At 37.8% G+C, this 13,697-nt stretch carries 8 protein-coding genes, 1 pseudogene and 1 CRISPR repeat array; of the genes and pseudogenes, 8 read left to right on the forward strand and 1 reads right to left on the reverse strand.

Annotation, left to right across the window (positions count from 1 at the left end; genetic code table 11):
• The first annotated feature begins 7 nt into the window (after positions 1–7).
• The 7 genes from cas9 (at position 8) to ADU73_RS05865 (ending at position 10,660) form a co-directional block, all read left to right on the forward strand.
• A complete protein-coding gene (gene cas9, locus ADU73_RS05835; RefSeq protein ID WP_062913273.1) occupies positions 8–4,165 on the forward strand; it encodes a type II CRISPR RNA-guided endonuclease Cas9 in 4,158 nt (1,385 codons plus the stop codon).
• A 216-nt stretch (positions 4,166–4,381) separates the two neighbouring features.
• A complete protein-coding gene (gene cas1, locus ADU73_RS05840; RefSeq protein WP_046871854.1) occupies positions 4,382–5,284 on the forward strand; it encodes a type II CRISPR-associated endonuclease Cas1 in 903 nt (300 codons plus the stop codon).
• On the forward strand, positions 5,262–5,567 hold the full coding sequence (gene cas2 / locus ADU73_RS05845; protein ID WP_046871853.1) for a CRISPR-associated endonuclease Cas2: 306 nt from the start codon (positions 5,262–5,264) through the stop codon (positions 5,565–5,567). Before cas1 ends, cas2 begins: the two co-directional genes overlap by 23 nt.
• On the forward strand, positions 5,564–6,169 hold the full coding sequence (csn2, locus tag ADU73_RS05850) for a type II-A CRISPR-associated protein Csn2 (protein ID WP_062913274.1): 606 nt from the start codon (positions 5,564–5,566) through the stop codon (positions 6,167–6,169). The genes cas2 and csn2 overlap by 4 nt, the downstream gene beginning before the upstream one ends.
• A 97-nt stretch (positions 6,170–6,266) precedes the next feature.
• A CRISPR array of direct repeats spans positions 6,267–8,547; the repeat unit is 36 nt; unit sequence GTTTTAGAAGAGTGTCGAATCAATATAGTTAAGAGC.
• Between the two features lie 129 nt (positions 8,548–8,676).
• A complete protein-coding gene (locus tag ADU73_RS05855; protein ID WP_046872502.1) occupies positions 8,677–9,138 on the forward strand; it encodes a GNAT family N-acetyltransferase in 462 nt (153 codons plus the stop codon).
• Between the two features lie 92 nt (positions 9,139–9,230).
• Positions 9,231–9,704 (forward strand): CinA family protein, encoded by a 474-nt coding sequence (locus ADU73_RS05860; RefSeq protein ID WP_046872501.1) that lies wholly within the window; start codon positions 9,231–9,233, stop codon positions 9,702–9,704.
• A 140-nt stretch (positions 9,705–9,844) separates the two neighbouring features.
• Complete coding sequence (locus ADU73_RS05865) at positions 9,845–10,660, forward strand: YoaK family protein (RefSeq protein ID WP_081113859.1); 816 nt, start codon at positions 9,845–9,847, stop codon at positions 10,658–10,660.
• Between the two features lie 487 nt (positions 10,661–11,147).
• Here the strand turns inward: ADU73_RS05865 and ADU73_RS05870 are convergent, their stop codons facing one another.
• The gene (locus ADU73_RS05870) at positions 11,148–12,059 is read right to left on the reverse strand and encodes a LysR family transcriptional regulator (RefSeq protein ID WP_046872091.1); all 912 of its coding nucleotides are present in this window, start codon (positions 12,057–12,059) and stop codon (positions 11,148–11,150) included.
• Positions 12,060–12,206: 147 nt separating this feature from the next.
• Between ADU73_RS05870 and ADU73_RS05875 the strand changes: the two are divergent.
• Positions 12,207–13,682, forward strand: a pseudogene (locus tag ADU73_RS05875) (UbiD family decarboxylase).
• Positions 13,683–13,697 lie beyond the last annotated feature (15 nt).

The raw sequence follows: 13,697 nt of genomic DNA on the forward strand, positions 1-13,697 counted from the left end.
AATAAGAATGACAAATGAAAAATATAGTATCGGTTTAGATATTGGAACAAGTTCAATCGGATTTGCGGTAGTCAACGATAACAATCGAGTAATCCGTGTAAAAGGAAAAAATGCAATTGGGGTGAGACTTTTCGATGAAGGAAAAGCCGCTGCAGACCGCCGTAGTTTTCGAACCACTCGCCGTAGTTTTCGAACCACTCGCCGTCGCTTAAGTCGTCGTCGCTGGCGTTTGAAGTTATTACGGGAAATCTTTGATGCATACATAACCCCCGTAGATGAGGCGTTTTTTATCCGTTTGAAAGAATCTAATTTATCTCCTAAAGACAGTAAAAAACAATATTCAGGAGATATCTTATTTAATGATCGCTCTGATAAGGACTTTTATGAAAAATATCCAACAATCTATCATTTGCGTAACGCATTAATGACTGAGCATCGAAAATTTGATGTGCGTGAAATCTATTTGGCAATTCATCATATTATGAAATTTAGAGGCCATTTTTTGAATGCGACCCCTGCCAATAATTTCAAAGTTGGCAGACTAAATTTGGAAGAAAAATTTGAAGAATTAAACGATATTTATCAACGTGTTTTTCCTGATGAATCAATAGAATTCCGAACAGATAATTTGGAACAAATTAAGGAAGTTCTATTAGACAATAAAAGAAGTAGGGCTGATCGCCAACGTACGTTAGTTAGTGATATTTATCAGAGCTCCGAAGATAAAGATATTGAAAAACGAAATAAGGCTGTTGCAACAGAAATTTTAAAGGCATCTCTGGGCAATAAAGCAAAATTAAATGTCATTACTAATGTGGAAGTGGACAAAGAAGCCGCAAAAGAATGGTCGATTACTTTTGATTCCGAAAGTATTGATGATGATTTGGCAAAAATTGAAGGCCAAATGACGGATGATGGGCATGAGATTATTGAAGTTTTGCGTAGTCTGTACTCCGGAATTACTTTATCCGCAATTGTCCCTGAAAATCATACGTTATCTCAATCAATGGTGGCAAAATATGATTTGCATAAAGATCACCTTAAGTTGTTTAAAAAATTGATTAACGGCATGACAGATACTAAGAAAGCCAAGAACCTTCGTGCGGCATACGATGGCTATATTGACGGTGTAAAAGGCAAAGTTTTACCTCAAGAAGATTTTTATAAACAGGTTCAGGTTAATTTAGATGATTCCGCAGAAGCTAATGAAATTCAAACTTATATCGACCAGGATATCTTTATGCCTAAGCAACGCACGAAGGCAAATGGCTCGATTCCACATCAATTGCAACAACAAGAATTGGATCAGATTATTGAAAATCAGAAGGCTTACTATCCTTGGTTAGCGGAATTAAATCCCAATCCTGATAAAAAACGGCAGCAGCTTGCTAAATACAAATTGGATGAATTGGTTACATTTAGGGTGCCATATTATGTTGGACCGATGATTACGGCCAAGGATCAGAAGAATCAATCAGGGGCTGAGTTTGCCTGGATGATTCGTAAGGAGCCTGGAAATATTACGCCATGGAATTTTGATCAGAAAGTGGATCGGATGGCAACGGCTAATCAGTTTATTAAACGAATGACCACTACGGATACCTATTTATTAGGTGAGGATGTTTTACCAGCACAAAGTTTGTTGTATCAAAAATTTGAGGTTTTAAACGAATTGAATAAAATTCGAATTGATCACAAACCAATTTCTATTGAACAGAAGCAGCAAATTTTCAATGATTTATTTAAGCAGTTCAAGAATGTGACGATTAAACACCTGCAAGATTATTTGGTTTCGCAGGGACAATATTCTAAGCGACCACTTATTGAAGGCTTGGCAGATGAAAAACGATTTAATAGTAGTTTGAGCACTTATAGTGATCTATGTGGAATTTTTGGAGCAAAATTAGTCGAAGAAAATGATCGCCAGGAAGATTTAGAAAAAATTATTGAGTGGTCGACAATTTTTGAAGATAAGAAGATTTATCGAGCTAAACTAAACGACTTAACCTGGTTAACAGATGACCAAAAAGAAAAGTTGGCAACTAAGCGTTATCAAGGTTGGGGCAGACTATCAAGGAAATTATTAGTTGGATTGAAAAATTCGGAGCACCGTAACATCATGGATATTCTCTGGATTACCAATGAAAACTTTATGCAGATTCAAGCTGAACCGGATTTTGCTAAATTAGTGACAGATGCTAATAAGGGAATGTTGGAAAAAACGGACTCACAAGATGTCATTAATGATTTGTATACCTCTCCCCAAAATAAAAAAGCAATCCGCCAAATTTTGTTAGTTGTCCACGATATTCAAAATGCGATGCATGGGCAAGCACCGGCCAAAATCCATGTCGAGTTTGCACGAGGCGAGGAACGCAATCCTCGTCGATCTGTACAACGTCAAAGACAGGTTGAAGCTGCTTATGAAAAAGTGTCAAATGAATTGGTAAGTGCTAAGGTACGCCAAGAATTTAAAGAGGCAATTAATAATAAACGTGATTTTAAGGATCGTTTATTCTTGTACTTTATGCAGGGCGGGATCGATATTTATACTGGTAAGCAACTTAATATTGATCAACTTTCTAGTTACCAGATTGATCACATTTTGCCACAAGCGTTTGTTAAAGACGATTCATTGACTAATCGGGTTTTAACAAATGAAAATCAAGTAAAGGCAGATTCGGTGCCGATTGATATTTTTGGTAAGAAGATGCTTTCTGTTTGGGGAAGAATGAAGGATCAAGGTTTAATTTCGAAAGGTAAGTATCGAAATCTGACAATGAATCCCGAAAATATTTCTGCTCATACTGAAAATGGATTCATTAATCGTCAGTTAGTGGAGACGCGCCAGGTTATTAAGTTGGCTGTAAATATTTTGGCTGATGAATACGGAGATAGTACACAAATCATTTCTGTGAAGGCTGACTTGTCTCACCAAATGCGCGAAGACTTTGAGTTATTGAAAAATCGGGATGTAAATGATTATCATCATGCATTTGATGCTTATTTGGCAGCATTTATTGGAAATTATCTTCTGAAACGTTATCCAAAACTGGAGTCCTACTTTGTTTACGGTGATTTTAAGAAGTTTACTCAAAAGGAAACGAAGATGCGACGGTTTAACTTTATCTATGATCTGAAACATTGTGATCAAGTGGTTAATAAGGAGACCGGTGAAATTCTATGGACTAAGGATGAAGATATTAAATATATTCGTCACTTATTTGCTTACAAGAAAATTCTCGTGTCTCATGAAGTACGTGAAAAAAGAGGAGCTTTATATAATCAAACTATTTATAAAGCAAAAGATGATAAGGGTAGTGGTCAAGAAAGTAAAAAATTAATTCGTATAAAAGATGATAAGGAAACCAAGATATATGGCGGATACTCTGGAAAAAGTCTTGCATATATGACTATTGTGCAAATTACAAAGAAAAATAAAGTGAGTTACAGAGTTATTGGAATACCAACACTTGCGTTAGCTAGACTGAATAAGCTTGAAAATGATTCCACCGAAAATAATGGTGAACTTTATAAAATTATTAAACCACAATTCACTCATTATAAGGTTGATAAAAAAAATGGTGAAATTATTGAAACAACTGATGATTTTAAAATAGTTGTATCAAAAGTTAGATTCCAACAACTTATTGATGATGCTGGTCAGTTTTTTATGTTAGCAAGCGATACTTACAAAAATAATGCTCAACAGCTAGTGATTTCTAATAATGCACTTAAGGCTATTAACAATACAAACATTACCGACTGTCCAAGAGATGACCTTGAACGGTTAGATAATCTAAGATTGGATTCGGCTTTTGATGAGATTGTGAAAAAAATGGATAAATATTTCTCAGCATATGATGCCAATAATTTTAGAGAGAAAATTAGGAATAGTAATTTAATTTTTTATCAGTTACCAGTTGAAGATCAGTGGGAAAATAATAAAATTACAGAGCTTGGTAAGAGAACCGTACTAACTAGAATCCTTCAAGGATTGCATGCAAATGCAACTACAACAGATATGAGTATTTTTAAAATAAAAACTCCATTTGGACAATTACGTCAAAGGAGTGGTATTTCTCTGAGTGAAAATGCTCAGCTTATATATCAATCGCCAACGGGACTATTTGAACGAAGGGTTCAGCTAAACAAAATTAAATAAACGAAAAAAGCTACTGCAGGTTTTAACAATCTGCAATAGCTTTTCTTAAATGACATATGTATGGGCCGATAGCGGCCTCAAAAGATAAAACTCAGCCGAAGCTTTGTTTGATTTTAACTCAGAGCGTCAAATCAATATAGTTAAAATGTTGAGTGTGTCGAACTCAATAAATGAATAATATCATATTAACGCTTTCAAAACAAGGAGGAACCTTTTATGGGATGGCGGACGGTGGTTGTGACCCAACATGCTAAGATTTCCTACTCTGGTCATTGCGTGGTTGTTCAAACGCAAGATAGTACTAATCAGATTCCGGTTAGTGATATCCAGATTCTATTGATTAGCACGACTAGAGCAGTAATAACTAGTGCAGTGATTAGTGAATTGGCCAAGCATCAAAGTAAAGTGATTTTTACGGATAACAGTGGTGAACCGGTAACTGAAACTATGGATTATTATCCAAACAATCGTGACCCACAGTTATTGCAGACACAATTTAATTGGAACGAAGAGCGAAAAACCTCTTTATGGACGAAGATTATTGTGCAGAAAATAACTAATCAAATTTATGTAACTGAGGCTTTAGGTATTAATGCGCAAGATTTAAAAGATGAACTTGCTAAGTTAGAGATCAACGATGTTACGAACCGTGAAGCAGTAGTAGCACGCAAGTATTTTTCGTTATTATTTGAATCTGAATCTTCACGGCGAAATTTCAGTCCGATAAATGCAGCCTTAAATTATGGATATGCCATTATTTTATCGGCTGTGAATCGTGAAATCGCCGCAAATGGTTATTTGACGCAATTGGGCGTTCATCATCATAGTCAAGAAAATGATTTTAATTTAGGGTCAGATCTAATGGAACCCTTTCGACCAATTGTTGATTGGTGGGTAAAACAAAAAAAGTTTAACGACTTTACGCCAGATATTAAATTTGGGTTAGTTGATTTGCTGAACTTAAAAATGAAATATAATGGCCAGAATACTATTTTAAGAAATGCTATTACTAAGCACGTTGATAATTGCTTAAAGTATTTGAGCGGTGAAATCGATAAAATTAAAATTGAGGTGGAAATAAGTGAGGTATCGAATAATGCGATTAATGGTCATGTTTGATTTGCCGGTTGAAACAAGTGAAGATCGACGTAATTATCGAAAATTTCGAAAGGCTTTATTAAACGAAGGGTTTCTAATGGTGCAATATTCAATTTATGTGCGTGTCTGCGTGGATAAGAAGAGTGCTAATTTAATGGAAAAACGAATCGCAACTTTTTCACCAGCCAATGGCTTGATTCAATCTTTGATGGTGACTGAAAAACAATATAATAGTATGAATTTTATTGTTGGAGAATCTAAACAGGATGTTCGAAATTCAGCAGATAGGACCATCATTATATGAATATTACTTATTACCCATTCAAACCAATTATTATCAATACAACAAAGCCAACGTTGATTGAGACCAGTAATCAGAAAGTGTATACCGATTTAATTTCAGGACTTAAAGGATATTCAGATGTTATTAAAATTAGTGATGATGATTTTAAATTAGTAGAATGTGAAAGAGCAGTGAAGTGGGTTGGGGATGCATTTGTTGACGCAGATTTAAATAAAATGTTTCAAGGACAATTACAAAAAAAGATCGTTTCGAAATTAGATGATGATACAAGATTGCAATTAACGGATCTTAATAATAAATTAAAATCACTTATTTTTGATGCTACGTTTTCGTTAGACCTTCCGTTAAAAGTAGATAGTGAATTTGATCCAGTTAAATTAGTTAAATACTGTAATGTTGGGTTTGTAAGTGCTTTAAATAGGGATCCTTATGATATAATTGAAACTGTATTAAAAACTGCTTCTGAATTAAAAGAAACAAAAATATTAATCTTAACTAATGTGCGCAATTATCTCAGTGTCAGCCAATTTAATGAATTGGTGAGTTTAATTAGCACGCTTGATTTGAACATTCTGTTTATCGAATTCTCAGATAACAGATAATCACGAAGAATTCGATAAATGCCGTTATTGCTACGTTGATCAGGATTTTGTTGATTGGCGTTATTAATGTCTATGAGAGTAGCATTATAAAAAAACGGTTTTAGAAGAGTGTCGAATCAATATAGTTAAGAGCAGGTATCGTTTGTAATCCTACGAGTGCAATGTTTTAGAAGAGTGTCGAATCAATATAGTTAAGAGCGTGATACCAGTGCCGTTTAACGCTGACATCGTTTTAGAAGAGTGTCGAATCAATATAGTTAAGAGCCATAAAACATGATAAAGACGTTCAGCATGAGTTTTAGAAGAGTGTCGAATCAATATAGTTAAGAGCTATTATATGCAGATCCTAATGTTGAACTAAGTTTTAGAAGAGTGTCGAATCAATATAGTTAAGAGCCACTGATTAGTTTGGTCTCACAATCCAAGCGTTTTAGAAGAGTGTCGAATCAATATAGTTAAGAGCACGCAAGACCAAATTGATTCTGGCCCAGCAGTTTTAGAAGAGTGTCGAATCAATATAGTTAAGAGCATGGACGTTCATGTATGGCTCATTCTCAAAGTTTTAGAAGAGTGTCGAATCAATATAGTTAAGAGCGCCCGTTTGGGTTTGGCCTTGAACATAATCGTTTTAGAAGAGTGTCGAATCAATATAGTTAAGAGCTGTATTACAGGGCTTACATTGCCTACGCGGGTTTTAGAAGAGTGTCGAATCAATATAGTTAAGAGCAAAAGTTTGTGCTGCCAATGGCAGGAACGTGTTTTAGAAGAGTGTCGAATCAATATAGTTAAGAGCCATTAACAATCGCAAACTCACCATTTCCTTGTTTTAGAAGAGTGTCGAATCAATATAGTTAAGAGCGTTTGTCCGAACCGTGCGTCATGCACATCTGTTTTAGAAGAGTGTCGAATCAATATAGTTAAGAGCTACTCAATCGCAAATTGATTCCGCACCAGAGTTTTAGAAGAGTGTCGAATCAATATAGTTAAGAGCTGTTAGGCCTTCCACAGTAAAGCTAATTTTGTTTTAGAAGAGTGTCGAATCAATATAGTTAAGAGCATTCGACTATCCCGGATTGATTGGAGATTCGTTTTAGAAGAGTGTCGAATCAATATAGTTAAGAGCCTCGGTACGCAATAACCTTGCCGCCACGTCGTTTTAGAAGAGTGTCGAATCAATATAGTTAAGAGCACCCTTCGATTACTAACCCGCTTAATCTGAGTTTTAGAAGAGTGTCGAATCAATATAGTTAAGAGCTATGATGATTGCGTGCAGTAGGTGGTATACGTTTTAGAAGAGTGTCGAATCAATATAGTTAAGAGCAAAACGTTGATTGATAACGGTGTAGCAGATGTTTTAGAAGAGTGTCGAATCAATATAGTTAAGAGTGGTAAGACTGTTTACAGTCCCTCGATAAGTGTTTTAGAAGAGTGTCGAATCAATATAGTTAAGAGCTCATCTCCTCCGATTGCATCTGTATCTAGTGTTTTAGAAGAGTGTCGAATCAATATAGTTAAGAGCTGCCGACATTGCCGAGACCCCAACCAGCTTGTTTTAGAAGAGTGTCGAATCAATATAGTTAAGAGCTTAGCTTATGCCAACATTGGTGGTAATGATGTTTTAGAAGAGTGTCGAATCAATATAGTTGAGAGCTTCGCTTTCTGTTGAATAGTAATATGTGTTGTTTTAGAAGAGTGTCGAATCAATATAGTTAAGAGCGCCATTGGTGTCTAATGACTGTGGTGCTGTGTTTTAGAAGAGTGTCGAATCAATATAGTTAAGAGCCGTGTACATGATGTGGTCGTCCCCAATGTTGTTTTAGAAGAGTGTCGAATCAATATAGTTAAGAGCCTAGATACAGGTAATCTGTGGGTATTGTGTGGTTTTAGAAGAGTGTCGAATCAATATAGTTAAAAGCTTCACCTACAATTAATGTATTACCCTTTAAGTTTTAGAAGAGTGTCGAATCAATATAGTTAAGAGCTAATAACGGAGCGTTAAAGGCTTGGAGTTAGTTTTAGAAGAGTGTCGAATCAATATAGTTAAGAGCCGGGGTCGCTTCCACATATCCTGTGGTCCAGTTTTAGAAGAGTGTCGAATCAATATAGTTAAGAGCCCGTTGGTCCGACAACTTCCGCAGCTCTTTGTTTTAGAAGAGTGTCGAATCAATATAGTTAAGAGCCCGGTCGTCGTCGGTTAAGTACCACTCATGGTTTTAGAAGAGTGTCGAATCAATATAGTTAAGAGCGTGTGGCGTTGGCTAACGTTGTTGAGGGCAGTTTTAGAAGAGTGTCGAATCAATATAGTTAAGAGCTAATGTAAAAAAGCTTGACTGTATACACATGTTTTAGAAGAGTGTCGAATCAATATAGTTAAGGAATCAGGAGCGGCTTGACGCATTGAGGTAAAATAGTTTTAATTATTATCGTATATATAAAATAAATGAACCTCAATTGCACCAAAATCTGAACTTCATTAAAACAGAAAAGAACTACACAAGGAGCCAAGTATGCAAGTAACAGTAAAATCATTTTCAGAGTTATCCAATACAGAACTATTTAAAATCTACAAACTCCGTACCCAAGTCTTTGTTGTTGAACAATTATGTGCCTATCAAGAGGTAGACGATGAGGATCTCATCGCCCAGCATTTACAATTTACAAACGAGGCCCAACAGTTAGTGGCCTATTTACGAATCATCCCTGAAACGAACGAAACGATTGTTCATATTGGTCGGGTGGTTGTTAATCCACTCTTTCGCAAACAAGGGTATGGACGCAAACTCATTACGAGTGGACTTGAAACGATTAAAAAAGATATGCCAAAGGTCACAACGGTAAAGATTCAGGCCCAGGCTTATTTACGATCCTTTTATCAATCGTTTGGATTCAAACCTGTCAGCGATGTTTATCTGGATACAGGTATCCCTCATCTGGACATGATTCTTGAATTACAAGGCAATAAGAAATAATTGTCGCGCATCCTAGCTTATGTTGGGATGCTTTTTCATAAGTGTTTTTCGTGAGACAAGTGTAAAATTGCTTAATAAACGGGGGAATTATAATGGACGAAAAACTAGTTAATTACGTAATCAATACATTAATTGAAGAAAACTTGTCAATTACAGCTGCTGAAAGTTTAACGGGTGGTCTGTTTCAATCAGAAATTACTACAGTGCCAGGCAGCTCAGCCGTTTTTAGTGGCGGTTTTGTGACGTATGCGGATGAAGTTAAAACGCAATTGTTGAGTGTCCCCAAGGAGCTTATTCAACAATACGGCGTGGTCAGCTATGAAGTGGCGGTTGCCATGGCCCAAGGCGCCCAGAAAGTCTTGAAGACCGATTTGGCGATCTCATTTACTGGTGCAGCCGGTCCAACTGGTTTGGAAGGTGAGGACGCCGGAACTGCATGGATTGGTATCACTTTTCATGGCCAGACGGATGCTTATGACCTTCGAAAGCCAGAGTTGGAGCGGAATGCGTTTCGCGAGGCATGCTGTCAATTTGCGTTTCAAAAGATTAGTGATTTGTTGGTTTAAAAAGAGGCGTTTTTTAAGTTTAATTAATGTCTTAAAAAATAATTTTTGTCTTAATGCGGTTCATGATAAACTAGGTAGGTTGATTATATGAACAAGGTTTAAAAAAGATTCAAGCATGAGATGAGAAGGAGGACCATTTTTTGAGAAGACATGTTTATCCTGCCTATCAGCAATTATATTTTGGTGCTTTTTTGGCGGCCATTGCAGGTGGTCTGGATGCTTACACATATTTACAACATGGCGGGGTGTTTGCGGGACTGCAAACCGGAAACTTGATTTTACTGGGGGTTAGCTTGAGCAAAGGACAGTTTGTCAAGGTTGGTTATTATCTGATTGCGATTATCGCGTTTGGATTAGGAACCATTTTTATTCGCCACATGCAGCATTTTTTTAAACAGAATTATTTAAAACGAGCGTATTTTGTATTAGGATATGAATTTGTTTTGATGGTACTGGTAGCAATGATCAGTCAACGGGCTCCTGATGTGATCACCGTGATGTTGCTGGCCATCACTGCAGCGGCTCAGCTACAGGAATTCCGAAAGTTGCAAGATGGACCATTCACATCTCTCATGATGACTGGAAACATTCGGACAACTGCTGAAAACTTGTATACGGGTTATGTGCATCATGATGTAACGGCCCAACAAAAAGCGACGGATACGGGAATTGTGATTGGTAGTTTTGCTGCTGGTGCATTTTTATCCGGAATATTTGTTCCTTGGTTGAAGGATGCCGCAATTTTGGTCCCAACTGTCTTAGTCTTAGGAGCGGTGTTCTATCTAGCCCAACATTCTAAATCTACGCCTAATCGAAAAGATCCACAGAGTGATTCCAACGAAAAAGCTTGGTCAGAAACAACTCGTGCTAGCGTTCATCCTCACACGTCTGAAGATGACACGAAAACTGATTCAGAGCCAGAAACGCGAAGTAGTCGGCGAAGACGTAAATTATAAATAGTGTAAGAGTCAAATATCTGATTTCGGATGTTTGGCTTTTTTGTTTTGCTCACTTTTGAGGACAGCTCCACAAAACAAGCCCAACAAAATAAGTGAACCTCTGAGCGGGATGCGATCCCGCTTCCGGTCCCCTTATTTCATTGGGCTTTACCGTTTTGTTCCACTCACTATTTTAGGACAGCTCCACAAAGCAAGCCCAATGAAATAAGTGAACCTCTGAGCGGGATGCGATCCCGCTTCCGGTCCCCTTATTTCATTAGGCTTTACCGTTTTGTTTTGCTCACTTATTTTTAGGACAGCTACACAAAACAAGCCCAACAAAATAAGTGAACCTCCGAGCGGGATGCGATCCCGCTTCCGGTCCCCTTATTTTGTTGGCCTTTACCGTTTTGTTCCACTCACTCATTTTTAGGACAGCTCCACAAAGCAAACCACAAAATCTAAGTGCGCCTCTGGCGGGATTACGATCCCACCGCCGTCACCCTTAGTTTTTGTGTTTTAATCGCTTTGTTCCGCTCACTTCCATATATCCCACAAATCTTCTTCCCGCCTGGGTTAATTCTCCCTGTGGATACACGAGTTGCAACTTGTTATAAATTGGAGTTTCAAACGAACGACTCACAAACTGATCCGTCATGAAAGGTTCTGCTGATTTTTCGAACAAGAAAGTGACGCGTTCCGATTTGGCAATGATTCCCAACAACGTTTCAATGTGAGTGGAAGTGAAACGAATATTTGGTGTGAATCCCGCTTGTTGATAGAGATTGCCGACCTGTTCGTAAATACCAGAACCTGGATTTAATGAAACGACCTCAATATCCCGCAGATTGTTCATTGAAATCCTCTTTTGTTTTGCAAGGGGGTGCGTAATGGGCAGGATGATTTTAAGTTCATCTTGGTCAATATCAATAAATTGAAACTGGGATTTATTCAAAAGTTGCGACTGCATATTGCGTAAAATACCGAGATCTAACTGCTTTGTTTGCAACATTTCGAGCAGTTCTTCACCTTCCAATTCTTCTAGTCGAATGTTAATTTGCGGGTAGTCAGCCATGAATTGGCTTGTCTTTTCCATTAATCCATATTGTGACATCACTGGAACGCTGCCAATGTGCAGGGTTCCTTTTTTGAGTTCCCGATATTCTGCAAGCTCATTTGTCAGCAAGCCATACTGGGTCAAAATGGTTTTTGCGTATCGGAAGAAGACCTCACCACTTTCGGTAATAACCAGGTGGCGTTTATTTTTGGTTGAAATTAGTTTGGTAGCTAATTCGTTTTCCATGGCCTGGATGCGCTTGGAAAGTGCCGACTGGGTCATCATCAATTCAACCGCGGCATCAGACACATTGCGCGTTTGGTATAAGGTGACAAAATCTTTTAAATCATCAATAGTCATAATGAGTCCTCATTTTCTAATATTCCTGTTAGGCATAATGCTAGTCGAAACGCGATTTGTTCGCAAGAAATCGCGCTTATATAATGAAATTATCGTGTATGAACGTAAGAAACACGCATAGTTACTTGAAATTAGGAGGTCATTATTATGGCAAAAAAAGATGTTTATGATTTGCGTAAAGTTCTTGATGAACTAAAAAAAGAACCTGGTCAATATCATGAAACGAATGTTGAAGTTGATCCTGACGCCGAATTATCAGGTGTTTATCGTTACATTGGTGCTGGTGGAACCGTTCAACGGCCTACTTAAGAGGGACCAGCAATGATGTTTAACAACGTCAAAGGCTTTCCACATACCCGAGTTTTAATGGGATTGATGGCCAGCCGCAAACGCGTTGGGAAGATGTTTCATCATGACTACCACACCCTTGGTCAATTTTTGAATGATTCAGTAGAGAATCCGGTTGATCCTGTGATGGTTAAAGAAGCCGACGCACCCACCCATGAAGTTGTGCATAAGGCAACTGACCCGGATTTTGATATTCGTAAATTAGTGGCAGCTCCTACAAATACACCCCAAGATGCTGGTCCTTACATTACAGTTGGCGTGGTTTACGGCTCAAATCCAGATAAAACCATGAGTGATGTGACTATTCATCGCATGGTCCTTGAAGATAAAGATAAACTCGGAATTTACATCATGCCTGGTGGGCGTCACATTGGGAAGTTTGCTGAAGAATACGAAAAGATGAATAAACCAATGCCAATTACCATTAATATCGGTTTGGATCCAGCCGTAACGATTGGCGCAACTTTTGAGCCTCCGACAACGCCACTTGGCTACAATGAATTAGGTGTTGCGGGTGCCATTCGTCAAGAACCAGTTCAATTAGTTGATGGTTTGACTGTTGATGAAAAAGCAATTGCGCGTTCTGAATATACTTTGGAAGGCTACATCATGCCTAATGAGCGCATTCAAGAAGATATTAATACGCATACTGGTAAAGCAATGCCAGAATTTTCTGGATACGATGGTGATGCCAATCCAGCTCTGCAAGTAATCAAAGTTACGGCTGTTACGCACCGGAAAGATCCCATCATGCAAAGTGTCATCGGACCTTCTGAAGAACATGTCAGCATGGCTGGAATTCCAACGGAAGCAAGCATCTTGTCCTTAACGAATCGCGCAATTCCTGGCAAAGTTTTGAATGTATATAATCCCCCAGCAGGTGGTGGTAAGTTGATGACCATCATGCAAATTCGTAAGGAAAACAAAGCGGATGAAGGGATTCAACGACAAGCAGCCTTATTGGCCTTCTCATCATTTAAAGAATTGAAAACCGTCTTTTTGGTAGATGAAGATGTTGATATTTTTGATATGAACGATGTGGTGTGGACAATTAATACGCGTTTTCAAGCCGATCAAGATATTGTGGTGTTACCAGGAATGCGAAATCATCCATTAGATCCATCGGAGCGGCCTGAGTACGATCCAAAATCAATTCGAACCCGCGGCATGTCATCGAAGTTAATCATTGATGGCACGGTGCCATTTGATATGAAGGATCAATTTGAAAGAGCTCAATTTAAAGAAGTAAAAGATTGGAAAAAATATTTGGAATGATTAAGATTTTTGGGG

Source organism: Pediococcus damnosus (assembly GCF_001611155.1).
GTDB classification, from domain to species: Bacteria; Bacillota; Bacilli; order Lactobacillales; family Lactobacillaceae; genus Pediococcus; species Pediococcus damnosus.

Coding starts and splice junctions, on each gene's coding strand:
- cas9 (WP_062913273.1), top strand. CDS start 8: ATGACAAATGAAAAATATAGTATCGGTTTAGATATTGGAACAAGTTCA.
- cas1 (WP_046871854.1), top strand. CDS start 4,382: ATGGGATGGCGGACGGTGGTTGTGACCCAACATGCTAAGATTTCCTAC.
- cas2 (WP_046871853.1), top strand. CDS start 5,262: ATGCGATTAATGGTCATGTTTGATTTGCCGGTTGAAACAAGTGAAGAT.
- csn2 (WP_062913274.1), top strand. CDS start 5,564: ATGAATATTACTTATTACCCATTCAAACCAATTATTATCAATACAACA.
- ADU73_RS05855 (WP_046872502.1), top strand. CDS start 8,677: ATGCAAGTAACAGTAAAATCATTTTCAGAGTTATCCAATACAGAACTA.
- ADU73_RS05860 (WP_046872501.1), top strand. CDS start 9,231: ATGGACGAAAAACTAGTTAATTACGTAATCAATACATTAATTGAAGAA.
- ADU73_RS05870 (WP_046872091.1), bottom strand. CDS start 12,059: ATGACTATTGATGATTTAAAAGATTTTGTCACCTTATACCAAACGCGC.